A 22,700-nucleotide genomic window follows, 5' to 3' on the forward strand; every position below is an offset into this window, starting at 1 on the left:
AAAGTTAGGCGTATAATGCTCGGCAATTTGTCTGAGGATTACGAAATGACCACGCTGATTGCTGACGTAAAAACGCGATTTGCTCTAACTAAGCGACTACGCTTATGTGGTGTTATTTTCGTTAATTCTATTGTTTTTTAAACCTCCCCATTTGGGAGGTTTTTTTATGTCCAAAATTCCTCACGGTTTATTTTGGAGATAGTCATCACTGTTATAGGGAAGAAGATCATGGCGAACTCGCTTTACCAGAAGCACATCATCTCTATTCCAGAGCTTTCACGTGAAGAGCTGGAACTTATTGTCGCAACAGCAGGTAACCTGAAGAAGGAACCTCAACCAGAACTGATTAAAAATAAAGTCGTTGCGAGCTGTTTCTTTGAGCCATCAACACGCACACGTCTGTCGTTTGAAACGGCAATTCAACGCGTGGGCGGCGACGTCATTGGTTTTGATAACGATGGAAATACTTCTCTGGCAAAGAAAGGTGAAACACTTTCGGACTCTGTGCAAGTCATCTCTTCGTACGTAGATGCATTCGTTATGCGTCATCCTCAAGAAGGTGCAGCACGTCTGGCTTCAGAATTCTCAAACGGCGTTCCAGTCATTAACGCAGGCGACGGTGCAAACCAACACCCAACCCAAACTCTGCTAGACCTTTACACCATCTCAGAAACGCAGGGTCGCTTAGATAACCTCAATGTGGCATTCGTTGGTGATTTAAAATACGGTCGCACCGTTCACTCACTGACTCAAGCTCTGGCGAAATTCAATAATATCCGTTTCTTCTTTATCGCTCCTGAAGCACTGGCAATGCCAGATTACCTCTGTGAAGAGCTGGATGAAGCGGGTATTGAGTACAGCCTGCATACAGAAATGGAAGCCGTTATTCCTGAACTTGATATCCTGTACATGACTCGAGTACAGAAAGAGCGTTTTGATGAATCAGAATACGCACACCTCAAGTCGGCTTACATCCTGACAGCAGCACTGCTAGAAGGGGCACGAGAGAATCTTAAAGTACTGCACCCACTACCACGTGTGGATGAAATCACCACTGACGTTGATAAAACGCCGCACGCTTACTACTTCCAGCAAGCGCAAAATGGCGTGTATGCCCGTCAGGCACTGTTGGCATTGGTTCTGAACGAAACACTGTAATCGAGGAGAAAAGACATGGCTAAAGAAACTCAATTGCAGGTAGAAGCAATTAAAAATGGTACCGTAATCGACCACATCCCAGCTCAAATCGGCATTAAAGTATTAAAGCTATTTGATATGCATAACTCGTCTCAGCGTGTGACTATCGGCCTGAATTTACCGTCATCGGCACTCGGGCACAAAGACCTGCTAAAAATTGAGAATGTCTTCATTAATGAAGAACAAGCAAGCAAACTGGCTCTGTATGCACCACATGCGACCGTGAACCAAATCGAGAACTACGAAGTCGTGAAGAAACTTGCGTTAGAGCTACCAGAGCAAATCAACAATGTTTTTGAGTGTCCTAACACAAACTGTATATCTCACAACGAGCCCGTCGAGAGCAGCTTCAAAGTATTTGAGAAGAAAGAAGAGATTCGTCTGAAGTGCAAATACTGCGAAAAAGTATACTCAAGAGAGATCGTTACAGAGAGATAATCAACGCAACATTTCAGACCTCTCATAAGTTCAAATGCCCTGTATTTACAGGGCATTTTGCTCTTTACCTGTTGCAGGTTTAGAGGCACACTGAGACTCTTTATTCGCTAAAACAGATGGAACAATTAAAATGACGAAAGTACTTCACACGGAATCAGCACCAGCAGCAATCGGCCCTTACGTTCAAGGCGTAGACCTAGGCAACATGGTTCTAACTTCTGGCCAAATCCCAGTAAATCCAGCGACAGGTGAAGTATCTGCAGATATCGCAGAACAAGCGCGCCAGTCTCTAGACAACGTAAAAGCTGTAGTAGAAGCTTCAGGCCTTCAAGTATCTGACATCGTGAAAATGACGGTTTTCGTTAAAGATCTGAACGACTTTGGCACAGTAAACGAAGTGTACGGCAAGTTCTTCGACGAGCATCAGGTAGCGAACTACCCTGCTCGTTCTTGTGTTGAAGTTGCTCGCCTACCAAAAGACGTGGGTATCGAGATTGAAGCAATCGCGGTTCGCAAATAATTGCTACTAGAGTTAGTCAGTTCAAATAAAAAATGGGTAGCCTGAGCTACCCATTTTTATTGTTATTAAGTCGGTAAAACTACGCGGCGTTGCGCTGTTTTACTTCTTCATCCAGCTCTTGTAGCTTCTGTTTCATTTGCTCACGACAAGTATTCGCCAACGCACGGATGTCTTCTTTAGTGCAACCTTCCGTACTCACTGGCGGCAACATCTCAACAATCACATGACCGTTGTTCCAACGATTCAGTTTGAGTTTATCAGTTGAACTACAAACGATAGGAATAATTGGCACTTCAGCACCAATCGCGGCATGAAATGCGCCTGTCTTAAATGGCAATAGACCACGACCACGTGAACGCGTCCCTTCCGGGAACATCCAAACCGACACATCACTCTTTTTCATGCTACTTACCACTTGATCGATGGTGCCTTTCGCTTTTGAACGGTTAGCACGGTCAATCAGAATATTACCCGTCAACCAGTAAAGCTGACCAAACAGTGGCATCCACGCCAGGCTTTTTTTACCGACGGTAACCACCTTTGGTGTTACTGCCGCAGATACCGTGCACATGTCCCAGTTGTTTTGGTGGTTAGCAATATAAATGTGCTGGCCACGAGAATACGCATCTTCAGGAAGGCGCAGTTCCAGCTTAACCCCACACAGGCGAGACATTTTGGCAAACAGACGGCCAAAAGTGAAAACGTGTTTAGGGTTGCGTGGACTTAACAGGCAGTAACCACAACCGCCAATAAACATCACAATAGCGAATATTGCGATAGCAAATACACGTAACAGTGCAATCATTCTTGTTCTCCAAAACTGGCTCCTGCCAGATACAGCTTTCAATTTCCCTCAATTTTTATGCCTTTACGATAAAAAAGAGAGTGATATAAAAAAGCCGAAACCTGGGTTTCGGCTTTTCATATCCAAATCATCTGCTGCGCAGTTTAACTTGACTCGCTCACTCGCTCAATATTTGCGCCAAGAGCAGCCAGTTTATTTTCAATTTTGTCGTAACCACGATCGATGTGGTAGATACGATCAACGATGGTTTCACCTTTCGCAATACAACCTGCGATAACTAAACTTGCCGATGCACGTAAATCTGTTGCCATTACCTGTGCTCCGCTTAACGATTCGACGTCACCACAGATAACCGTGTTACCTTCAATCTCGGCTTTTGCCCCCATGCGCTTGAGCTCTGGCACATGCATGAAGCGATTTTCAAAGATAGTCTCGGTGATGATGCCACCACCTTTCGCCATCATGTTCAACAGCGTGAATTGTGCTTGCATGTCGGTTGGGAAACCAGGGTGCGGTGCGGTACGAATGCTAACCGCTTTTAACGGACGACCCGTCATATCAACAGAGATCCAGTCTTCACCGGTTTCCACTGCTGCTCCCGCTTCTTCAAGTTTCGATAACACCGCTTCAAGTAAATGCGCATTGGTGTTGCGACAAACAACTTTGCCACCAGAGACCGCTGCCGCAACTAAAAATGTTCCGGTTTCGATGCGGTCTGCAACCACACTATGTTTACCGCCACCAAGACGCTCCACACCTTCAATAGTGATCGTGTCAGTGCCAGCACCAGAGATTTTTGCACCCAGCGTGTTCAGGAATTCAGCGGTGTCTACAATCTCAGGCTCACGTGCAGCATTGTCTAATACTGTTTTGCCTTCAGCCAGTGTCGCTGCACACATCACGGTAATGGTTGCGCCAACACTCACTTTATCCATCACGATATGCGCGCCTTTCAGACGACCATCAACTTTGGCTTTCACATAACCATCTTCTAAAGTGATGGTTGCACCTAGTTGTTCAAGACCTGTAATGTGTAAATCAACCGGACGAGCACCAATGGCACAGCCGCCAGGTAAAGAGACCTGACCCTGGCCAAAACGCGCGACCAATGGGCCAAGAGCCCAGATTGAGGCACGCATGGTTTTCACTAAATCATAAGGTGCGCAATATTCGTTGATACTGCTTGGGTCAACGTGAACCGAACCATTTCGGCTGACTTTAGCGCCGAGACGCTTTAGCAGTTCCATCGTTGTATCAATATCGCGAAGATGTGGCACGTTCGCCACTTCTACTGGCTCTTCAGCCAAAATAGACGCAAATAAAATAGGCAGTGCTGCGTTTTTTGCACCGGAAATGGTCACTTCACCGACTAACGGCTTGTCAGACCCAATAACTCGAAACTTTTCCATCAATAAACCTTAAAGCGACATCAGTTTCTTATCACGAGCCCACTCTGCTGGTGTGAACGCTTTAATTGATACTGCGTGAATGTCGTTACGCTGGATGTATTCCATCAGAGGCGCATAAATTAATTGTTGCTTCTTGACGCGGCTCATTCCATCAAAGCAAGCATCAACAGCAACCACTTCGTAGTGGCTACCTTCACCTTTTACATGCACTTCTTGAAGGTTTAGTGCCTCTTCTAATAACTGTTGTACTTTTGCGCTGTCCACAATTTTACCCCTGATAATTCTGTATGTGTTTGTCCACTAACGATTCAACGTTACTCAGTTGAAACAAAGTGCGCAGTTGCGCTGGCACGAAACTGAGCATTATATGACAGTTTTGTTTTTTTGCATGCTCTAATAAGTGAATTAACATCGCCACACCCGCAGAATCGACTCGCTCTACGTCTTTCAATGAGCATTCAAGCTCAGTTTGTGCAGGTTGCCACTGTTGTGCATATGTCCATAATGACGGCACGGTATCTCTATCTAGAGCACCTGAAAGCTTCAGGACGTTCGCAGTTAAATTCCACTGAGCATGAGACTTAGCCATTATTTCTTCGCCTCAAAGCGAATCGGTTCCGCTGCCAGTTTTTCAAGATCTTTCGCAACAGACAAAATACCTTCCTGGCGAATCTTTGAATTCCACTCAGACTGCTTGCTTGATAACAGGCTTATGCCTTCAGCAATCATATCGAATGCTTCCCACTCACCCGTTTTGTTATCTTTACGCAGCTTGAATTCAAGTTTGATATTCGGACGTGGCGCGTCAATGATATCGACTTTGACACTGGTAATACGATCAGATGGATCAACTTTAGGTTCAGGACCAAACTCAATATGTTGATCGCTGTACTGCGTCAACACTTGAGCGTAAGACGCTATCAGGTACCCCTGAAACGCATCAATAAACTCAAGCACATCTTCACGTTTCGTCCCTTTCAGGTTTGGCCCTAACAGTTTTAACGCCGCGTAACGGTAGTTGACATAAGGCATTAGCTCTTGTTCCACCACCTCTTTAAGGTAGTTAGGATCTTGCTTAATTTTTGGCTGTTCCGCTTTTAAGCGATCAAACGTAACTTCTGCTACCTGCTTCATCATTTGATAGGGCTGAGATTTATCAACTTCTGCAGCGCTCACGCCGAAAGCTGTAAAAACAGTGAAAACCAAAAGTAGTAATCTAGAAAACATAATTATTCCTTACTTGAATCGTCACTTGAATCGTCACTTGAATCGTTTGAACCGCCCACGCTGTAAAGTACCTGACCAATGAGGTCTTCCAGTACTAGAGCAGATTTCGTATCTTCGATGGTATCACCGTCAGCCAACATCACTTCGTCATCAAAAACGAAACCAGGTACTAAGCCAATGTATTGCTCACCAATCAGTCCTGATGTCAGGATCTGTACGCTCGATGTTTCAGGGAACTGATTGTATTGACTGTTGATAGATAAACTGACTTCTGGCAACAGGTTATCTGGATTGAGAGTAATATCGCTGACTCGGCCGATGACCACACCACCCACCTTTACAGGAGAACGAACTTTCAAACTACCAATATTATCAAACTCGGCTTTGAGGGTGTAAGTATCACCAGAGCCCATACTTTTTACGTCAGCGACTTGAAAAATCATCACAAGAATCGCGCAAATTCCCGCTAATACAAAGCTGCCAACCCATAATTCTGTTTTACGTGTTTGTTGCATGATTAATTCCCAAACATCAATGCTGTCAGTACAAAGTCTAGCCCCAGTACTGCTAAAGAAGAATGCACCACAGTGCGTGTAGTTGCTCGGCTAATCCCTTCCGAAGTAGGAATCGCATCGTAGCCATTAAACAGAGCGATCCAAGTCACAGTAATAGCAAACGTAAAACATTTGATCATACTGTTGCCAATGTCCTGCCCTAACTCTACAGAAGATTGCATGGCCGACCAAAAGCTGCCGTGATCAACCCCTTTCCAGTCTACCCCGACAAGCTGAGCCCCCCAGATACCTACCGCCATAAAGATCATAGCGAGCAGAGGCATAGAGATCGCACCAGCCCAAAAACGTGGTGCAATGACTCGTTTCAAAGGATCGACCGCCATCATCTCTAAACTGGAAAGCTGCTCGGTCGCTTTCATCAAACCGATTTCTGCGGTTAAAGCAGAGCCAGCACGTCCGGCAAACAGCAAAGCGGTGACCACGGGCCCAAGTTCACGCAACAAAGACAGCGCAACCATCTGACCTAAACTGCCTTCTGCGCCGTAGTCTACCAAGACAACGTAGCCTTGCAGGCTCAGTACCATACCGATAAATAAACCCGACACGACGATAATCGCAAGCGATTGAACCCCTACGGAATAGAGCTGTTTAATCAGCAAAGGGAAACTTTTTCTCGGTTGAGGCTTCGCTAACAGAGCACCTAAAAGCATCAAAGTAGCACGGCCAAAAGCTTCACATATGGATAATGTGCGTTTCCCTAATGAAGCGACAAATTTAAGAAAGCTATCGACCATCAAATAAATCCTTTTCGATACTTTGAGAAGGGTAGCTAAATGGCACCGGACCATCCGCATCGCCTTGTAAGAACTGCTGTACGCGTGGGTCAGGATTCTTTCTCAGATCATCTGGTGTACCAAATGCGATGATTTTGCCGTTCGCAAGTAAGTAAACCCAGTCAGCAATGCTCATGACTTCCGGTACATCGTGCGAAACGACGATAGAAGTCAAACCAAGTGCCTGGTTTAAATTACTGATAAGCTCGACTAACACCCCCATTGTAATAGGGTCTTGTCCCACAAACGGCTCGTCGTACATGATCAAATCCGGATCGAGTGCAATTGCCCGAGCCAAAGCCGCACGACGCGCCATCCCGCCTGACAATTCACTCGGCATCAACTGAGCGGCACCACGCAAGCCAACCGCTTCCAGCTTAAGCAGTACCATAGTCCGGATTATGTCTTCTGAAAGCTCAGTGTGTTCACGCAGAGGAAAAGCAACGTTATCAAAAACGTTCAAATCCGTGAACAATGCTCCGGATTGAAACAGCATGCTCATCTTCTTACGAGCATGGTATAGTTTTTTACGCGAAAGAGTTGGAATGTTGTCACCATCAAACCAAATCTCCCCTTGTTCGGGATACAGCTGGCCGCCTATCAAGCGTAACAGCGTCGTCTTACCAATACCCGATGGTCCCATGATCGCGGTCACTTTACCTTCGGGAACGTGCAGATCAATACCATCAAAGATCGTGCGATTTCCTCGTGAAAAAGTGAGATTGTTCACGGTGACTAAATCGTTGTTCGACATATCATCTCTTCTACTGTCGGAGCGTTGGAACTCGCAGTCTTATCAAGCCAACACACGTCCGAATGTTTTCAATCTTTAACGTTATAGAAACTTTAAAGCAACTTCGATTCATTAATTAGGGTGCAATCATAAGCACATTAGCTGCGAATTTAAAGCACTGTTCGATTAAATAAAGCAGGCCAAATTCAATTGATTTCTGCACAACAATAGCTAAATCTCGACGTAGTATTTACATCTTAATGCAGAATCATTGCTTTAATAGTAGCGATTGAACGAGCAACAACTAAACACAATTTCGTTACTAAGCTTTAATTTATTCGTTGTTTATCTTCCATTTTCCGCAGCAAAAGGTCAAAATTAGCGGTTACTCATTTCGCTCATTTAATAGTTAGGAATTATCATGCTCGTAGAAGCAGTCGCGTTGCTTATCGTTGGTCTTGTTTTACTCGTTTGGAGTGCAGATAAACTTGTTTTTGGTTCTGCAGCCATTGCTCGCAACGTTGGCATTTCACCGCTTGTAATTGGTATGACAATTCTGGCTATGGGTTCATCTGCACCTGAAATGATGGTTTCTGCAACCGCAGCACTGGATGGTAAAACCGACACCGCTGTCGGTAACGTTCTGGGCTCGAACATCGCGAATATCGCATTGATTTTGGGTATCACCGCTCTTATTAAACCGCTATCGATAAGCTCTGGTGTTATTCGTCGCGAACTGCCATTGATGATTGCAGTCACGTTGATTGCTGGTGCAATTCTTTGGAATAACCACCTTGGACGCTATGAAGGTGTTCTCCTGTTTGTATTATTCGGCGCATTTTTGTTTGTCATGTTACAAATCAGCCGTAAAGAACAAAAGTCAGGCGATGCCTTTCTCGATGACCAGGAATCTGAAATCCCTGAAGGCGTGAGCAACTCAAAAGCCGCAATCTGGGTTGTGTTTGGTTTGGTGTTGCTGCCTGTCTCCGCGAACATTTTAGTTGATAACGCTGTTATCATTGCTAAACATTTCGGTATGAGCGATCTTGTGATCGGTTTGACCATCATCGCTATCGGCACCAGTTTACCGGAACTCGCGGCGTCACTTGCTGGCGTACTAAAAGGCGAAGATGACATGGCGGTAGGAAACATTATCGGCTCTAACGTATTCAATATTTTGGCAGTAATGGGAATTCCAGGCATCATCAACCCATCAATGCTAAGCGAATACGCAATGGGGCGCGATTTTTGGGTGATGCTGGGAGTATCCCTCCTGCTGCTAGCAATGTGTTTAGGTAAATCGCGCAGCATTAACCGTCTTGAAGGTGCCATTCTGTTTGCGTGCTTCTTGGGATACCAAATCTACTTATTTGCAAACATGACCGCTTAACCCCATTTCATTGGTAATAGAAACACATTGGAGCACTGATATGTCCAACCTATTTGATTTTCGCGCTGCAGCAAAGCAAGTGCTTGATATCGAAGTTGCCGCTCTGCAAGAGCTGGATAAATACTTTGATCAACAATTTGAGCAGGCTTGCGAATTAATACTCTCCAACAAAGGCAAAGTTGTTGTGATGGGAATGGGTAAATCAGGCCATATTGGTAATAAGATTGCCGCAACCTTAGCAAGCACCGGGACGTCGGCTTTTTTCGTTCATCCAGGCGAGGCAGCCCATGGCGACTTGGGGATGATAAGTGCCGGAGACATTGTTATTGCCATTTCCAACTCTGGTGAATCGCATGAGATCTTGTCTCTATTTCCAGTATTGAAGCGTCTGAACATTAACATTATCAGCATGACGGGTAACCCGGAATCTAACATGGCGCAACTGTCAGATTTGCACTTGCAGATTACGGTTCCACAAGAAGCCTGTCCTCTTGGTTTGGCTCCAACCAGTAGTACAACCGCGACCTTGGTGATGGGCGATGCCTTAGCGGTCGCGCTGCTTCAGGCCAGAGGTTTCTCCGCAGAAGATTTTGCACTATCACATCCAGGCGGTGCGTTAGGAAGAAAATTGCTGCTTAAGTTGTCTGATATTATGCACTTTGGCGATGCACTTCCAAAAGTGTCGCCAGATGCGCTGATTCGCGATGCACTTCTTGAGATCTCGCAAAAAGGTCTGGGAATGACCGCAATTGTGGATGAACACGATGCTATGCTTGGTATATTCACTGATGGTGATTTGCGTCGGACATTAGACAAACGCATTGATATTCACACGACCGCCATCGGCGAAGTGATGACCCAAAGCCCGACAACTGCACAGCCGGAGATGCTTGCCGTTGAAGGCTTGAACTTAATGCAAAGCAAAAACATCAACGCTCTGATTCTGTGTAAGAACAATAAAGTTGTTGGTGCATTGAACATGCATGATTTACTAAAAGCTGGTGTGATGTAATATCATCACAAAGCCTAAACCACTTAAGATTAAGGCAATGGTCAGGGAAGTACTGAGCTAAACGATAGGCCTTTATTATATGAGTTTTACTCGCCTTTGTTATGTGCTCTTGATTTTCGTAATAGCATGGTGCACCTATTATTTAGTGACACCAAAAAGCAAAGATACGATTCAGGTAGCACCAAATACCGAACTGCCTATGTTCAGTGGCACTGGACTGGAAAATATCACCTATGGTGAAGATGGTGTTCGCAGTTACATCATCCGCTCCAACAACTTAGATTATTACGCTAAGAGTGGAGAAACGATTTTTAACAATCCGACATTAATGGTTTACCGTGAAGGTAACGTTGTTGAGTGGAAGGTAACAGCAACAAGAGCTGTGTTAGATAAAAACCAAACACTGACTTTATATGACAAGGTGTTAATGCAGAACCTATTACCAGACGCCAGCTTTGATACCATGGCAACTGATAAGATGGTCATTAATCTAACTAATCGTGATTTTAAAGCTGATCAGCAGGTAATGTTGGTCGGGCCACAATTTGAAACTACCGGAGGCGCAATGCAAGGCAACTTGAAACAGCACACTGCGACTCTGACAGATAAAGTTCAAGGTCGATATGAAACCATTACACCTTAGCCTACTGGCACTGGTTCTGGCGGCGCCTCACGCGCTGGCATTAAAGTCGGATACTCAACAGCCGGTTTACATTAACTCTGATACCCAACAAGTGGATATGAAGAGCAACCAGGTTATTTTCAGTGGCGACGTATCTCTAAAGCAAGGTAGCATCAATATTGATGCAGATAAAATCGTGGTCACTCGCGATGCAAAAACTGAAACGATCAACCAAATTCAGGCCTTTGGTTCACCGGCTAAGTTTTCGCAACTGATGGACGATGGTAAAACGCTGAGTGGTCAAGCAACTGAGCTCGATTATCGTATCTCAACTGACGAATTAACCATGAAAGGCCAAGCTCAGCTCGCGCAAGATGGGAACACTATTAAAGGCTCTTCCATTCGTTACCAAATTGGTCAACAAAAACTGGTGGCAGACAGCTCTGAAAACGAACGAGTCACAACCATTTTGCAACCTAATCAGCTAGAGAACTAATATGGCGGTACTAAGTGCAAAAAACCTGGCGAAAAGCTACAAGAAGCGCAAGGTAGTAACCGATGTTAGCTTAGAAGTAGAATCTGGTCAGATTGTAGGCTTATTGGGGCCAAACGGTGCGGGTAAAACCACGTCATTCTATATGATAGTGGGATTAGTACCCCGCGATGAAGGCGTTATCACTATTGATGATCAAGACATCAGCATTTTACCTATGCACAGTCGCTCACGTCTTGGCATTGGCTACCTTCCCCAAGAAGCGTCTATCTTCCGTAAACTATCGGTTGAAGACAACATCATGGCCGTTCTGGAAACTCGTCAGGAAATGACCAGAGAAGAACGCCAGGACAAATTAGAAGATCTATTGGAAGAATTCCATATACAACATATCCGAACCAGTGCCGGCATGGCACTTTCTGGGGGCGAGCGACGCCGGGTTGAGATTGCTCGCGCTTTAGCGGCGAATCCTCAGTTCATTTTGCTGGATGAACCTTTTGCGGGCGTTGACCCAATTTCCGTGGGTGATATCAAAAAAATCATTGAACATCTGCGCGATCGTGGCCTTGGTGTCTTGATAACTGACCATAACGTACGCGAAACACTGGACGTATGTGAAAAAGCCTATATCGTAAGTCAAGGACACCTAATTGCATCGGGAACTCCGGACGAAGTTCTCAACAATGAACAGGTAAAACAAGTTTATCTCGGCGAACAATTCCGTCTATGATTATTCAATTCCGTCTATGATTATAGGTAGGAACGGTAAGATTCTGAGCATTACAAGGTAAGTAACACTGAATGAAACCTTCATTACAACTTAAGCTAGGTCAGCAGTTAGCCATGACGCCTCAGCTGCAACAGGCGATTCGTTTATTGCAGTTGTCGACACTCGATCTTCAACAGGAAATTCAAGAAGCATTGGATTCAAATCCACTACTGGAGGTTGAAGATGGCCAAGATGAGCCACTAGCTAATGGTGAAGATAAATCAGAATTGGATGCGTCTGACAATAGTCACAGTGCTAACGAACCTACTGAAGTGGATGTTCCTGACAGTTCAGAAGTGATTGAAAAATCGGAAATCAGCTCGGAACTGGAAATCGACACTACTTGGGATGATGTTTACAGTGCAAACACGGGTAGCACTGGTCTTGCGCTGGATGATGAAATGCCAGTCTACCAAGGTGAAACCACAGAATCGTTATACGATTACCTGATGTGGCAATTGGATTTAACCCCGTTCAGTGAAACAGACCGTACCATCGCCATTGCCATCATAGATGCGATTGACGAGTACGGCTATTTAACCCTTTCTCCGGAAGACATTCACGAAAGCTTCGATAATGAAGATATTGATCTTGAAGAAGTAGAAGCGGTTCGTAAGCGAATTCAACAGTTTGACCCTCTTGGTGTTGCGTCACGAAATCTGCAAGAGTGTTTACTTCTCCAGTTAGCGACGTTTCCAGAGGACACTCCATGGCTTGTAGAAGCCAGAATGGTTCTGACACATCACATTGAACATCTTGGTAACCGTGATTACAAGCTGATCATTAAAGAAACGAAACTAAAAGAATCCGATCTTCGTGAAATTCTAACATTAATCCAACAGCTGGATCCTCGTCCGGGTAGTCGCATTACTCCAGACGATACTGAATACGTCATTCCGGACGTATCCGTATATAAAGATAATGGGAAATGGACGGTTTCCATAAACCCTGACAGCATTCCAAAGTTAAAAGTTAATCAACAGTATGCCCAACTGGGTAAAGGCAACAGTGCCGATAGCCAGTACATTCGTAGTAATTTGCAAGAGGCAAAGTGGTTAATTAAGAGCTTAGAGAGCAGAAACGAGACGCTACTCAAAGTTGCAAGATGTATTGTTGAACATCAACAAGATTTCTTCGAGTATGGTGAGGAAGCCATGAAGCCAATGGTACTAAATGATGTAGCCTTGGCGGTCGATATGCATGAATCCACGATTTCTCGTGTTACAACACAAAAGTTCATGCATACACCACGTGGTATTTTTGAATTGAAGTACTTCTTCTCCAGCCATGTGAGTACAGATAATGGCGGAGAATGTTCGTCAACAGCAATTCGCGCGCTCATTAAGAAACTGGTCGCTGCAGAGAATACTGCAAAACCACTTAGTGACAGCAAGATTGCTGCTCTTCTGGCTGACCAAGGGATTCAGGTCGCGAGACGTACGATAGCTAAATATCGTGAATCCTTGGGTATCGCCCCTTCAAGTCAGCGTAAACGCCTACTTTAGGCACTAACTGAAAAGGAAAGTCTATGCAAATCAATATCCAAGGCCATCACGTTGATCTTACCGATTCAATGCAAGACTATGTTCAATCTAAGTTTCAGAAGCTCGAAAGATTCTTCGACCATATAAATCAGGTCCAAGTCGTACTAAAAGTTGAAAAATTAACTCAAATCGCGGAAGCTACGCTCCACGTAAACCAAGGCGAAATCCATGCGTCATCCGATGACGAGAATATGTATGCAGCGATCGATTCGCTGGTAGACAAACTGGTTCGTCAACTTAACAAGCACAAAGAAAAACTAAACAGTCATTAATCATGCAACTGAGCGAAATACTGTCATTGGACTGCACAAAAAGTGCAGTCCACTGTACGAGTAAAAAACGCGCCCTGGAACTGATCAGCCGTATTGTTGCAGATCATACGGGCCAAGACTCTAACGAGCTGTTTGAGTGTATGCTCAACAGAGAAAAAATGGGCAGTACTGGAATTGGTAACGGTATTGCTATCCCGCACGCCAGAATGCAATCGAGCGATAAAGCTATCGCTGTGCTTCTTCAATGTGATGAAGCGATTGAATTTGACGCGATCGATAATCGTCCTGTCGACCTACTTTTTGCGCTCCTCGTACCAGAAGAGCAGTGCAAAGAGCATCTCAAGACTCTATCCTCTATGGCAGAACGTCTGAGTGACAAGCAAGTATTAAAACTATTGCGTAATGCTCAAAGTGATCAAGAACTCTACGACATCATGATTCACCAATAAGCAAGGCGAACACCATGCGATTAATCGTTGTTAGCGGGCACTCTGGTGCCGGAAAGAGTATTGCACTGCGGGTACTGGAAGACTTAGGTTACTACTGTGTTGATAACCTACCCGTTAACCTGCTTGACGCATTTGTTCAGTCCATTGCTGACAGCAAACAGAACGTTGCGGTAAGCATCGATATTCGCAATATTCCTAAAAAGCTCAAAGAGTTCACAGTCACGCTGGAAAAGCTGAAAAAAGAGCTGGACGTCACCATGCTATTTTTGGATGCGGATAAGGAAACGTTACTTAAACGCTACAGCGAAACCCGACGAATTCACCCGCTATCACTTGGCGGTCAATCCCTTTCTCTCGATCAGGCCATCGAGCGTGAAAGAGAGATTTTGCGACCACTCAAAGCTCACGCCGACTTAGTACTCAATAGTAGTGGGCAATCTCTACATGATTTGAGTGAGACAGTACGTACGCGTATTGAGGCTCGTGACCGCAAAGGACTGGTAATGGTCTTTGAATCATTTGGCTTCAAATATGGACTGCCGTCCGATGCAGACTACGTATTTGATGTGCGATTCTTACCAAATCCACACTGGGAACCTGGATTGCGCCCATTTACCGGGCTAGATGCACCAGTTGCTGCATTTTTAGAACAACACCAATCCGTACTGACTCTGAAGTATCAGATTGAGAGTTTTATTGAGACTTGGCTCCCTCTGCTTGAAACAAACAACCGCAGCTATCTCACCGTGGCAATAGGCTGTACTGGTGGTAAACATCGCTCGGTATATCTGACACAAAAAATTGGTGAGTACTTCGCGGAAAAGGGACATCAGGTGCAGATTCGTCATACCTCGCTAGAAAAGAACGCTAAAGATAAGGAGTAACGGTGGAATTAAGTCGTAAGGTATTAATCCAAAACCGTCTAGGTCTACATGCACGTGCCGCGGTGAAATTAGTGGAACTGGCTCAAAGTTTTGAAGCCATCATCACCATTGATAACGAAGAAGACAAAACGGCGACAGCAGACAGTGTCATGGGACTACTCATGCTTGAGTCGGCACAAGGCCAATACGTCACGATTCATGCAACAGGTGACCAAGCCGAACAAGCGCTGGATGCGGTATGCCTGCTTATTGAAGACAAGTTCGAAGAAGGTGAATAGGGAAAGGACCTAGGTAACGAGGTCCTAGATTCTAGGCCCTAGATCCTAGATAAAGATCGTTGGGATTACGAATACAAAAATATACTTTCCCGTACTCTGTAATCCGTATTCCCAAAACAACAAGAACCTGAGCTTCCATTTTTAACTGAACTAACCACAGACACTCCTAGAACCTAGGATCCTAGCCACCTTAGGACCTCTCTCCTCCCCTCCATAAATAATTTTGTTAAGTTTCATAAGTTGTTATTAAAAGGCGCCTAGAATTAAGTTATTATTCAACGCATTGTAAACATCAGGAATTAGGAGGAACGAATGGCAGAGCAAATAGAATTCGATCAAGCTCACCAAGCCCTCCAAGAAATCACAGAAGCGTTAGAAAACGGCCGCTTCGTCCATGTTCGTCGTCAACTTCAGGACATGGAACCTGAGGATATCGCTCATCTTTTAGAAGCTGCACCACGTAAAAGTCGTGAAGTGCTTTGGCAACTCACCGACCCAGAAGACTATGGTGAGATTCTTGACGAACTGAACGAAGACGTTAAAGACAACCTCGTGTCCAAAATGGCTCCCGAAGCGCTTGCAGAAGCGACTGAAGGCATGGATACCGATGACGTGGCTTACGTACTGCGTAGCTTGCCAGACGATCTCTCACGTGAAGTTCTGTCGCAAATGGACTCTGCGGACCGTGCCCGAGTCGAGACTGCACTGTCCTACCCGGAAGATACCGCTGGCGGCCTAATGAACACCGACGTTATCACCATTCGTGGTGACGTTGATGTGGATGTGGTCTTGCGGTACTTACGTATGAAAGGCGAATTACCAGAAGCCACTGATGCACTTTATGTGATTGACGATGAAAGTAAATTGATTGGTGAACTGCCCATCACAACGCTTATTACGGCTCAGCCTGATATCAAAATCATCGATATTATGGAAGATGCCGACGAAGCGATCACTGTGGACACCAGCGATTCTGATGTTGCCAGCCTGTTCGAACGTCGTAACTGGGTATCTGCGCCGGTCGTGGATGAAAACCAACACCTGGTTGGTCGTATCACTATCGATGACGTGGTTGACGTTATCCGTGAAGATGCTGAGCACTCCATGATGAGTATGGCGGGTATGGATGACGATGAAGATACCTTCGCACCTGTAGTTAAATCTGCACGTAAACGCAGTATCTGGCTAGGCGCGAACGTACTTGCTGCGCTGGCTGCCGCCTCCGTCTCTAACATGTTTGAAGCCACGTTGGATCAGATGGCAGCGATTGCCGTCTTAATGACTATCGTGCCATCAATGGGCGGGGTTGCGGGAAACCAAACAGTAGCACTGGTTATTCGTGGCCTTGCTCTCGGTCATATCGGTGACGCAAACAAGCGTGAGCTGTTGATGAAAGAAGCGGCGATCGGCTTGCTTAACGGCATCATGTGGGCAGTGATCATCGGTGGTATCGTCGTGGTCTGGAAAGGCAACTGGATGCTGGGTGGCATTATCTCCGCCGCGATGCTAACCAATCTGTTGGTTGCGGGAATCGCGGGGGTAAGTATTCCTATCCTACTAAAAAAGATGAATATCGACCCTGCTCTGGCTGGCGGTATGGCCTTAACAACCGTCACTGATGTGATTGGCCTATCGGTGTTCCTGGGACTCGCGACTATTATGATTTAAAAACGGTCCTAGATCCTAGGTGACTAGGTTCTAGGAGTGTCTGTGGTAAGTTCAGTTAAAAATGGAAGCTCAGGTGCTTGTTGTTTTGGAATACGGATTACAGAGTACTGAAAAGTATATTTTTGTATTCGTAATCCCAACCAGCTCCCTCTAGGGCCTAGGATCCTAGAACCTAGGCCCTTCTAACACTACTCACCCGCGACTTTCATTGTATCCAGCAAGATAGAACCCGTCTGAATCTGAGAACGTGTTTCCACATCACTGCCAACGGCAACAATCTTGTTGAACATATCTTTTAAATTACCTGCGATAGTAATTTCAGACACTGGGTACTGAATTTCACCGTTTTCGACCCAGAAACCAGCCGCACCGCGTGAGTAATCACCAGTCACGACATTCACGCCCTGTCCCATCACTTCAGTCACCAGTAAGCCAGTACCAAGCTCTTTCAACATCTGCTCAAAGTTCTGTCCCGTCGATTTCACATACCAGTTATGAATACCACCAGCATGGCCAGTTGGTTCCATTTTCATTTTACGCGCCGCGTAACTAGTCAACAGATACGTCGCCAACACGCCATCAGTAATGATTTCACGGTCTTGTGTGTAGACGCCTTCACTGTCAAACGGACTTGATGCCAATCCGCGCAGGACATGTGGGCGCTCAAAAATGTTGAACCATTCAGGCAGAACTTGCTTACCGAGATGGTCCAGCAGGAATGAAGATTGGCGGTAAAGGTTGCCGCCGCTGATCGCCATCACTAAGTGGCCAATTAAGCCTGTCGCAACGTCTGCGGCAAACATAATCGGATATTGACCCGTTTTTAGTCTCTGCGCGTCCAAGCGGTTGATGGTGTTCTCTGCAGCTTTACGACCAACAACCTCTGGCTTCCAGAGATCGTCACGGTGGCGTGCAACGGTGTAGCTGTAGTCGCGCTCCATTTCACCGTTCTTGCCGACACCAATCACACAACAACTGGTGCTGTGACGACTTGAAGCGTAGCTTGCCAGCAGGCCATGACTGTTACCATAGACCTTCACACCGTAATGGCTATCGTAACTGGCACCGTCACTTTGTTTGATCGCACCGTCATAGCTAAGCGCTTCTTTTTCAGCCGCAATCGCGACTTTCGCTGCATAATCAGGATCTGGGGCATCAGGGTGGAACAGATCCAAATCAGGGATCGATTCAACCATGTACTCTTTCGCGGCAGGGCCTGCGAATGGGTCTGCGGATGTGTAGTTAGCAATGTCCAACGCAGCGATGACGGTTTGTTCAATCGCGGCCTCACTCAGATCAGATGTGGACGCACTGCCTTTACGTTGACCTCGGTAAACGGTAATGCCAAGTGCACCATCGCTATTGAATTCAACATTTTCTACGTCCCCCATTCGGGTGGAAACACTTAATCCAGTGCTTTTAGTAATAGCGACTTCTGCGGCATCTGATTTCGCTGCGGCAAGCTTTAACGCTCTCTCCACAGCTTGTTCTAGCTCGGTACGTTGCTCAGCAACCTGCTGTTTAATATCCATTGTCTTTCACATCTTGAATTCGATGTACAATAGAATAACAAGAATTTCGCTTTCTCCCCACGATTCTTGTTAAAATAGTCATAATATTAATCAAAACACAGGCAACAGAAATGGCACGTAAGAATCAAAAAGCGCCATGGGAACCAGAAGAAGAGATCATCTGGGTAAGTAAATCCGAGATGAAGCGAGACATGGAAGAGCTGCAAAAACTGGGCGAAGAGCTTGTAGGCCTAAAGCCGTCAGTTCTGGAGAAGGTTCCATTGAGCGAAGATCTGCGAGAAGCAATTGCGGATGCACAACGCTTTAAAAACGAAGCGCGTCGTCGCCAATTGCAACGTATCGGAAAGTTGATGCGTTATGAAGACCCAGAGCCAATCCAGGCAGCACTGGATAAAATTCGTAACAAGCACTCTCAATTAACGGCCGTCTTTCACAAGCTGGAGATATTGCGTGATCGCGTAGTAGCAGAAGGTGATAAAGCGATTGATGACGTAGTGGAACTTTATCCTGAAGCGGATCGTCAACGCCTTCGCCAGCTTGCTCGTCAGGCTGCGAAAGAGAAATCGTCAGGAAAACCAGCAAAAGCATACCGCGAGATTTTCCAAATCCTTAAAGCGCTGAACGAAGAAGAAATGTAATTCGTGGCAAAAACGATAAAAGCAGACATCATCGTCTGCTTTTTTATTCTTACTTTTTAGACTAAACGGTTCACACGTTCTCCGCGCTCAAACGCATTAATATTTTCAATCAAAATTTCGACCAAGCGCTGTATAGCAGAATCACTGCCCCAAGCAACATGAGGCGTCAGCAGGAGATTCGGCATCGACATGTTCGCAATTAGAGGGTTTGTTTCATCTGCTGGCTCTTGAGTGAATACATCGAACCCCGCTGCAGAAATCTCTCCATTTTTCAGCGCATCAACCACTGCTGATTCATCAACCAGACCACCACGTCCCGTGTTGATTAGCACCGCAGTTGGCTTCATTTGTTGTAATTCAGCCTGACCAATCAGATTACGTGTATGCTCGTTCAATGGACAATGCAGCGAAATCGCATCCGATTGCTTTAGAACATCTTCAAATGGAATATAACCCGGTCGGCAGTTTGTCGCTCCCTTGCGCTCAGCAAACAGCACCGTCATTCCAAGAGCTTGCGCTAATTGAGCGGTCGCCTGGCCTAATGTACCGCTGCCAATCACACCTAATGTGCTGCCACCAATATCACCAATGGAATGAGTAAAAAAACAGAACTGCTTGTTTCGTTGCCATTCACCTGCTGCGATATCCTGGTGGTAACCAAACAGATTGCGGCGCAATGCGAACAACATAGCAATCACATGTTCAGGGACAGAACGCGTCGCATAACCTTGCACATTCGCAACAGCAATATTGTGGTTTGCGCAGTAATCCACATCAACGTTGTTGAAGCCAGTTGCGGCTACGGCCACCATGCGTAGTTTAGGTAATTGACTCAGCACTTGCTGATCAAGAATGACTTTATTACTGATGACAATATCAGCATCAGTCAGTCGCTCAACGACTTGCTCAGGTGAAGTGAGACCATACTCCACCCACTCATGCTCAAAGTTAGGACTCGGCATCTGAATATGGGCAGGGATGGTTGCTCGGTCCAGAAAGACCACTTTAGGCAGTGACATAAAGGCTCCTTTTTTCACTGCCTTAGAAGAAATTTATGGGCGTGGCAGTGTTTTGTAATCTGGTAATTTACGCTCTGGGTCGAAATAGTCAAAGATCATCTCTTCCGCTTGCGGGTAAAAGTCACAAGGTACAAAAATACTGCGCAACCAATGACTTTTAGGATGGTAAAAGCTCAATTCTGCTGCGTGCAGTTCGAGACGCTCTGAAAATGCTTTCGCCTCGTCCGTTGCGTAGAACTCATCACCAACAATGGGATGGCCAAGTGCTTGCATGTGAACTCGCAACTGATGAGAACGACCTGTAATGGGTAGCAGACGCACGATCGTCGTCTTCGCACCATTTGAATGTTCTTCTAACTTAGCAACCTGGTAGAGTGTCTTTGATGGTTTGCCATCGTCAAAACAAACTTTCTGTAATGGGCGGTTTGGCCAGTCACAGATTAAAGGCAAATCGATTTCACCTTCTTGTTGCTCAATATGCCCCCAAACACGGGCATAGTAGATCTTATGCGTTAGACGAAACTGGAACTGCTTTTTTAATGCACTTTCCGCACGCTTATTCTTCGCAAAGACCATCAGCCCCGAAGTAGACATATCTAAACGATGTACCACTTGAATATCAGGATATTGTTCTTGTAGTCGGCTCCACATACTGTCGTGATGCTCGGCAAGACGTCCCGGTACGGATAACAGACCAGATGGCTTGTTCACAGCCAAGATATGTTCATCCTCAAAAACGATGTCAATCCAAGGGTCTGTGGGAGGCGTATATTCAAGCATTGCCATTGGCGGAATCTCTAGAAAATAAAAACGCCGCGATTATAGCGAGACCTCGTCAAAAACGCATTCAATTTGAAATTTCAACCTAACAAATTAAAAACAAAACAAAAGTCAATAACCACAACAAAAGTAGGAAATACCAGCATGTAAATTTAGTTTGACAAGATAAGCAATAAGTTTATAGAGTGCTAGTGAAAACCTGCTATTCCTGAGGCTTCATATCCTTGAAACCTCAACATTAAACATACAAAAATAAATACATTCAGGTTCAAACACATCATTTGCAAAACATTACTGCTGCGCTTAACGTCATTACTTCTCCATTTTCCGAAATAATGCTGTGAGGTGCTCACCCAAGTTCACTTGGGAAAAATAAAAAAACAAGGACACGAAGCATGGATTCTGCCATATCAACACCGCCACCCCCATCCAAATTATCCACACTATTTCGCTCACTTGGTCCCGGCATTCTTATGGCCTCGGCAGCCGTTGGTGGCTCCCACCTTGTTGCATCAACCAAAGCTGGTGCGATTTATGGCTGGCAACTCGCGGCTCTAATCCTGCTGGTTAACTTTTTTAAATACCCATTTTTCCGTGCGGGCGTGCAATACACAATGGGGACAGGCAATACTCTGGTTGAAGGTTACTCTAAGTTAGGGCGCCATTACCTTTGGGTATTTCTGTTCTTAAGCGTTGTATCTGCGATTATAAATACCGCTGCTCTGTTGATGTTCAGTGCCAGCCTGCTCGGTTACTTCATTCCATTTTCGTTATCCATGGCGTCGCTGAGCATGATTGTCATTGCGACGTGTCTGCTCATTCTTTTTGCTGGTCACTACAAAGCACTAGATACTCTATCTAAAGTCATCATGTCAGTACTGACGATTGCAACTCTGCTCGCCGTCGCTATCGCGTTTGGTAACCCAGTAGAGCAAGTGGCGAACTTCGAGCCACCTTCACCTTGGACTATTGCTGCTATTGGTTTTATCGTTGTGACGATGGGCTGGATGCCTGCCCCGATAGAAATTTCGTGTTTAACCTCTGCTTGGTTAAAGCGTCAAGCCAGTGTGCAAGAAGTGACTCCTCGTTCTGCGCTGTTTGATTTCAACGTCGGCTACATCGGTACCGCGATTCTTGCGATTGTCTTTTTAGCACTGGGATCGCTGATGCTGCATGGCTCAGGTGTTGAGCTAAAAAGTTCTGGTGTGGGCTTTTCCCACCAGCTTGTCGGCTTGTATGCGTCAACCATTGGTGAATGGTCTCGTTACCTGATTGCAGTGATTGCGTTCTTCTGTATTTTCGGCAGTACAATTACCGTGATTGATGGCTACTCGCGTGTTATTTCTGATTCTCAACGTCTGCTGCGCTCACAACCAGACGCCAACCCTAAAGTAACGTCGGCCATCATGTTGGTGGTTTCTCTAGTTGCATTAGGTATTGTGATCTTCTGGGCTTCGGCACTTTTGCCAATGCTGAACTTTGCGATGATTCTGGCGTTCATGACTACACCATTCTTTGCGCTACTGAACTACATATTGGTGAGTAAGACAGATTTGCCTAAACCATTGGCAGTAGGACGTAAACTGAAGTGGCTATCAATTGCTGGTTTGATTTACCTGTTTAGCTTCCTGGGGCTGTTTATTTGGTGGAAATGGTTGATGTAATTCATACCA

At 45.5% G+C, this 22,700-nt stretch carries 27 protein-coding genes; 16 read left to right on the top strand and 11 right to left on the bottom strand.

What is annotated here, in order from left to right:
- Window positions 1–228 precede the first annotated feature (228 nt).
- The 3 genes from pyrB to ACWYU8_RS18780 all read left to right on the top strand — a co-directional run bounded on the left by pyrB (window position 229) and on the right by ACWYU8_RS18780 (window position 2,155).
- Window positions 229–1,158 carry an aspartate carbamoyltransferase gene (gene pyrB / locus ACWYU8_RS18770; protein ID WP_457521247.1) on the top strand — a complete coding sequence of 310 codons (930 nt, stop codon included), beginning with the start codon at window positions 229–231 and terminating at the stop codon, window positions 1,156–1,158.
- Window positions 1,159–1,173: 15 nt separating this feature from the next.
- Window positions 1,174–1,635, top strand: coding sequence for an aspartate carbamoyltransferase regulatory subunit (gene pyrI / locus ACWYU8_RS18775; protein ID WP_444495822.1), 462 nt, complete (start codon window positions 1,174–1,176; stop codon window positions 1,633–1,635).
- A 130-nt stretch (window positions 1,636–1,765) separates the two neighbouring features.
- On the top strand, window positions 1,766–2,155 hold the full coding sequence (locus ACWYU8_RS18780; RefSeq protein WP_444495823.1) for a RidA family protein: 390 nt from the start codon (window positions 1,766–1,768) through the stop codon (window positions 2,153–2,155).
- A 79-nt stretch (window positions 2,156–2,234) separates the two neighbouring features.
- Here the strand turns inward: ACWYU8_RS18780 and ACWYU8_RS18785 are convergent, their stop codons facing one another.
- The 8 genes from ACWYU8_RS18785 to mlaF form a co-directional block, all read right to left on the bottom strand.
- A complete protein-coding gene (locus ACWYU8_RS18785) occupies window positions 2,235–2,960 on the bottom strand; it encodes a 1-acylglycerol-3-phosphate O-acyltransferase (RefSeq protein WP_457521248.1) in 726 nt (241 codons plus the stop codon).
- A gap of 143 nt (window positions 2,961–3,103) precedes the next feature.
- Complete coding sequence (murA, locus tag ACWYU8_RS18790) at window positions 3,104–4,369, bottom strand: UDP-N-acetylglucosamine 1-carboxyvinyltransferase (RefSeq protein ID WP_457521249.1); 1,266 nt, start codon at window positions 4,367–4,369, stop codon at window positions 3,104–3,106.
- Window positions 4,370–4,378: 9 nt separating this feature from the next.
- Window positions 4,379–4,633 carry a BolA family iron metabolism protein IbaG gene (gene ibaG, locus ACWYU8_RS18795; RefSeq protein WP_457521250.1) on the bottom strand — a complete coding sequence of 85 codons (255 nt, stop codon included), beginning with the start codon at window positions 4,631–4,633 and terminating at the stop codon, window positions 4,379–4,381.
- Between the two features lie 4 nt (window positions 4,634–4,637).
- Window positions 4,638–4,958 carry an STAS domain-containing protein gene (locus ACWYU8_RS18800; protein ID WP_457521251.1) on the bottom strand — a complete coding sequence of 107 codons (321 nt, stop codon included), beginning with the start codon at window positions 4,956–4,958 and terminating at the stop codon, window positions 4,638–4,640.
- Window positions 4,958–5,596, bottom strand: a complete 639-nt coding sequence (mlaC, locus tag ACWYU8_RS18805; RefSeq protein ID WP_457521253.1) for a phospholipid-binding protein MlaC — start codon at window positions 5,594–5,596, stop codon at window positions 4,958–4,960. The genes ACWYU8_RS18800 and mlaC overlap by 1 nt, the downstream gene beginning before the upstream one ends.
- 2 nt (window positions 5,597–5,598) lie before the next feature.
- On the bottom strand, window positions 5,599–6,111 hold the full coding sequence (gene mlaD / locus ACWYU8_RS18810; RefSeq protein WP_457521255.1) for an outer membrane lipid asymmetry maintenance protein MlaD: 513 nt from the start codon (window positions 6,109–6,111) through the stop codon (window positions 5,599–5,601).
- A gap of 2 nt (window positions 6,112–6,113) precedes the next feature.
- Window positions 6,114–6,905: a lipid asymmetry maintenance ABC transporter permease subunit MlaE gene (gene mlaE, locus ACWYU8_RS18815; protein WP_457521257.1), complete on the bottom strand. Its 792-nt coding sequence runs from the start codon at window positions 6,903–6,905 to the stop codon at window positions 6,114–6,116.
- Window positions 6,895–7,698 carry a phospholipid ABC transporter ATP-binding protein MlaF gene (gene mlaF, locus ACWYU8_RS18820; protein ID WP_457521258.1) on the bottom strand — a complete coding sequence of 268 codons (804 nt, stop codon included), beginning with the start codon at window positions 7,696–7,698 and terminating at the stop codon, window positions 6,895–6,897. Before mlaF ends, mlaE begins: the two co-directional genes overlap by 11 nt.
- 400 nt (window positions 7,699–8,098) lie before the next feature.
- Here mlaF and ACWYU8_RS18825 point away from each other — a divergent pair, with 400 nt between their 5' ends.
- The 11 genes from ACWYU8_RS18825 (at window position 8,099) to mgtE (ending at window position 17,058) form a co-directional block, all read left to right on the top strand.
- Window positions 8,099–9,067: a calcium/sodium antiporter gene (locus ACWYU8_RS18825; RefSeq protein ID WP_457521260.1), complete on the top strand. Its 969-nt coding sequence runs from the start codon at window positions 8,099–8,101 to the stop codon at window positions 9,065–9,067.
- A gap of 40 nt (window positions 9,068–9,107) precedes the next feature.
- Window positions 9,108–10,079 (top strand): arabinose-5-phosphate isomerase KdsD, encoded by a 972-nt coding sequence (gene kdsD, locus ACWYU8_RS18830; RefSeq protein ID WP_457521262.1) that lies wholly within the window; start codon window positions 9,108–9,110, stop codon window positions 10,077–10,079.
- Window positions 10,080–10,158: 79 nt separating this feature from the next.
- Window positions 10,159–10,722, top strand: coding sequence for an LPS export ABC transporter periplasmic protein LptC (gene lptC / locus ACWYU8_RS18835; RefSeq protein WP_457521264.1), 564 nt, complete (start codon window positions 10,159–10,161; stop codon window positions 10,720–10,722).
- On the top strand, window positions 10,703–11,197 hold the full coding sequence (lptA, locus tag ACWYU8_RS18840; RefSeq protein WP_457521266.1) for a lipopolysaccharide transport periplasmic protein LptA: 495 nt from the start codon (window positions 10,703–10,705) through the stop codon (window positions 11,195–11,197). The genes lptC and lptA overlap by 20 nt, the downstream gene beginning before the upstream one ends.
- A 1-nt stretch (window position 11,198) precedes the next feature.
- Window positions 11,199–11,924: an LPS export ABC transporter ATP-binding protein gene (gene lptB / locus ACWYU8_RS18845; protein WP_457521267.1), complete on the top strand. Its 726-nt coding sequence runs from the start codon at window positions 11,199–11,201 to the stop codon at window positions 11,922–11,924.
- A gap of 71 nt (window positions 11,925–11,995) precedes the next feature.
- The gene (locus ACWYU8_RS18850) at window positions 11,996–13,468 is read left to right on the top strand and encodes an RNA polymerase factor sigma-54 (RefSeq protein WP_457521269.1); all 1,473 of its coding nucleotides are present in this window, start codon (window positions 11,996–11,998) and stop codon (window positions 13,466–13,468) included.
- A 23-nt stretch (window positions 13,469–13,491) separates the two neighbouring features.
- Complete coding sequence (hpf, locus tag ACWYU8_RS18855) at window positions 13,492–13,779, top strand: ribosome hibernation promoting factor (RefSeq protein ID WP_457521271.1); 288 nt, start codon at window positions 13,492–13,494, stop codon at window positions 13,777–13,779.
- A gap of 2 nt (window positions 13,780–13,781) precedes the next feature.
- Entirely contained in the window at window positions 13,782–14,228 is a 447-nt protein-coding gene (gene ptsN, locus ACWYU8_RS18860) for a PTS IIA-like nitrogen regulatory protein PtsN (protein ID WP_457521272.1), read from the top strand.
- 14 nt (window positions 14,229–14,242) lie between these two features.
- Window positions 14,243–15,112 carry an RNase adapter RapZ gene (gene rapZ, locus ACWYU8_RS18865; RefSeq protein ID WP_457521274.1) on the top strand — a complete coding sequence of 290 codons (870 nt, stop codon included), beginning with the start codon at window positions 14,243–14,245 and terminating at the stop codon, window positions 15,110–15,112.
- A 2-nt stretch (window positions 15,113–15,114) separates the two neighbouring features.
- A complete protein-coding gene (locus ACWYU8_RS18870; RefSeq protein WP_457521276.1) occupies window positions 15,115–15,390 on the top strand; it encodes an HPr family phosphocarrier protein in 276 nt (91 codons plus the stop codon).
- Between the two features lie 312 nt (window positions 15,391–15,702).
- On the top strand, window positions 15,703–17,058 hold the full coding sequence (mgtE, locus tag ACWYU8_RS18875) for a magnesium transporter (protein WP_457521278.1): 1,356 nt from the start codon (window positions 15,703–15,705) through the stop codon (window positions 17,056–17,058).
- A 188-nt stretch (window positions 17,059–17,246) separates the two neighbouring features.
- On the opposite strand, the gene pmbA is transcribed toward mgtE, so the two are convergent.
- Window positions 17,247–18,590, bottom strand: coding sequence for a metalloprotease PmbA (gene pmbA, locus ACWYU8_RS18880; RefSeq protein ID WP_457521280.1), 1,344 nt, complete (start codon window positions 18,588–18,590; stop codon window positions 17,247–17,249).
- A 110-nt stretch (window positions 18,591–18,700) separates the two neighbouring features.
- On the opposite strand from pmbA, the gene yjgA reads away from it, so the two are divergent.
- Window positions 18,701–19,228, top strand: coding sequence for a ribosome biogenesis factor YjgA (gene yjgA, locus ACWYU8_RS18885; RefSeq protein ID WP_457521281.1), 528 nt, complete (start codon window positions 18,701–18,703; stop codon window positions 19,226–19,228).
- Between the two features lie 56 nt (window positions 19,229–19,284).
- Here yjgA and ACWYU8_RS18890 read toward each other — a convergent pair whose 3' ends face one another.
- Window positions 19,285–20,247, bottom strand: a complete 963-nt coding sequence (locus tag ACWYU8_RS18890; RefSeq protein ID WP_457521282.1) for a D-2-hydroxyacid dehydrogenase — start codon at window positions 20,245–20,247, stop codon at window positions 19,285–19,287.
- Between the two features lie 33 nt (window positions 20,248–20,280).
- Window positions 20,281–21,033 carry a bifunctional tRNA pseudouridine(32) synthase/23S rRNA pseudouridine(746) synthase RluA gene (gene rluA, locus ACWYU8_RS18895; protein WP_457521284.1) on the bottom strand — a complete coding sequence of 251 codons (753 nt, stop codon included), beginning with the start codon at window positions 21,031–21,033 and terminating at the stop codon, window positions 20,281–20,283.
- A 389-nt stretch (window positions 21,034–21,422) separates the two neighbouring features.
- Between rluA and ACWYU8_RS18900 the strand changes: the two genes are divergently transcribed.
- Window positions 21,423–22,691: an NRAMP family divalent metal transporter gene (locus tag ACWYU8_RS18900; protein ID WP_457521286.1), complete on the top strand. Its 1,269-nt coding sequence runs from the start codon at window positions 21,423–21,425 to the stop codon at window positions 22,689–22,691.
- Window positions 22,692–22,700: the final 9 nt, after the last annotated feature.

The sequence above is a fragment of the Vibrio limimangrovi genome (genome assembly GCF_054064025.1).

Coding starts and splice junctions, on each gene's coding strand:
- lptC (WP_457521264.1), top strand. CDS start 10,159: ATGAGTTTTACTCGCCTTTGTTATGTGCTCTTGATTTTCGTAATAGCA.
- ACWYU8_RS18825 (WP_457521260.1), top strand. CDS start 8,099: ATGCTCGTAGAAGCAGTCGCGTTGCTTATCGTTGGTCTTGTTTTACTC.
- mlaD (WP_457521255.1), bottom strand. CDS start 6,111: ATGCAACAAACACGTAAAACAGAATTATGGGTTGGCAGCTTTGTATTA.
- mlaC (WP_457521253.1), bottom strand. CDS start 5,596: ATGTTTTCTAGATTACTACTTTTGGTTTTCACTGTTTTTACAGCTTTC.
- ACWYU8_RS18780 (WP_444495823.1), top strand. CDS start 1,766: ATGACGAAAGTACTTCACACGGAATCAGCACCAGCAGCAATCGGCCCT.
- pyrI (WP_444495822.1), top strand. CDS start 1,174: ATGGCTAAAGAAACTCAATTGCAGGTAGAAGCAATTAAAAATGGTACC.
- ACWYU8_RS18890 (WP_457521282.1), bottom strand. CDS start 20,247: ATGTCACTGCCTAAAGTGGTCTTTCTGGACCGAGCAACCATCCCTGCC.
- yjgA (WP_457521281.1), top strand. CDS start 18,701: ATGGCACGTAAGAATCAAAAAGCGCCATGGGAACCAGAAGAAGAGATC.
- mlaF (WP_457521258.1), bottom strand. CDS start 7,698: ATGTCGAACAACGATTTAGTCACCGTGAACAATCTCACTTTTTCACGA.
- kdsD (WP_457521262.1), top strand. CDS start 9,108: ATGTCCAACCTATTTGATTTTCGCGCTGCAGCAAAGCAAGTGCTTGAT.
- ACWYU8_RS18785 (WP_457521248.1), bottom strand. CDS start 2,960: ATGATTGCACTGTTACGTGTATTTGCTATCGCAATATTCGCTATTGTG.
- rluA (WP_457521284.1), bottom strand. CDS start 21,033: ATGGCAATGCTTGAATATACGCCTCCCACAGACCCTTGGATTGACATC.
- mgtE (WP_457521278.1), top strand. CDS start 15,703: ATGGCAGAGCAAATAGAATTCGATCAAGCTCACCAAGCCCTCCAAGAA.
- ACWYU8_RS18800 (WP_457521251.1), bottom strand. CDS start 4,958: ATGGCTAAGTCTCATGCTCAGTGGAATTTAACTGCGAACGTCCTGAAG.
- ACWYU8_RS18900 (WP_457521286.1), top strand. CDS start 21,423: ATGGATTCTGCCATATCAACACCGCCACCCCCATCCAAATTATCCACA.
- murA (WP_457521249.1), bottom strand. CDS start 4,369: ATGGAAAAGTTTCGAGTTATTGGGTCTGACAAGCCGTTAGTCGGTGAA.
- mlaE (WP_457521257.1), bottom strand. CDS start 6,905: ATGGTCGATAGCTTTCTTAAATTTGTCGCTTCATTAGGGAAACGCACA.
- lptB (WP_457521267.1), top strand. CDS start 11,199: ATGGCGGTACTAAGTGCAAAAAACCTGGCGAAAAGCTACAAGAAGCGC.
- pyrB (WP_457521247.1), top strand. CDS start 229: ATGGCGAACTCGCTTTACCAGAAGCACATCATCTCTATTCCAGAGCTT.
- rapZ (WP_457521274.1), top strand. CDS start 14,243: ATGCGATTAATCGTTGTTAGCGGGCACTCTGGTGCCGGAAAGAGTATT.
- lptA (WP_457521266.1), top strand. CDS start 10,703: ATGAAACCATTACACCTTAGCCTACTGGCACTGGTTCTGGCGGCGCCT.
- pmbA (WP_457521280.1), bottom strand. CDS start 18,590: ATGGATATTAAACAGCAGGTTGCTGAGCAACGTACCGAGCTAGAACAA.
- hpf (WP_457521271.1), top strand. CDS start 13,492: ATGCAAATCAATATCCAAGGCCATCACGTTGATCTTACCGATTCAATG.
- ptsN (WP_457521272.1), top strand. CDS start 13,782: ATGCAACTGAGCGAAATACTGTCATTGGACTGCACAAAAAGTGCAGTC.
- ACWYU8_RS18850 (WP_457521269.1), top strand. CDS start 11,996: ATGAAACCTTCATTACAACTTAAGCTAGGTCAGCAGTTAGCCATGACG.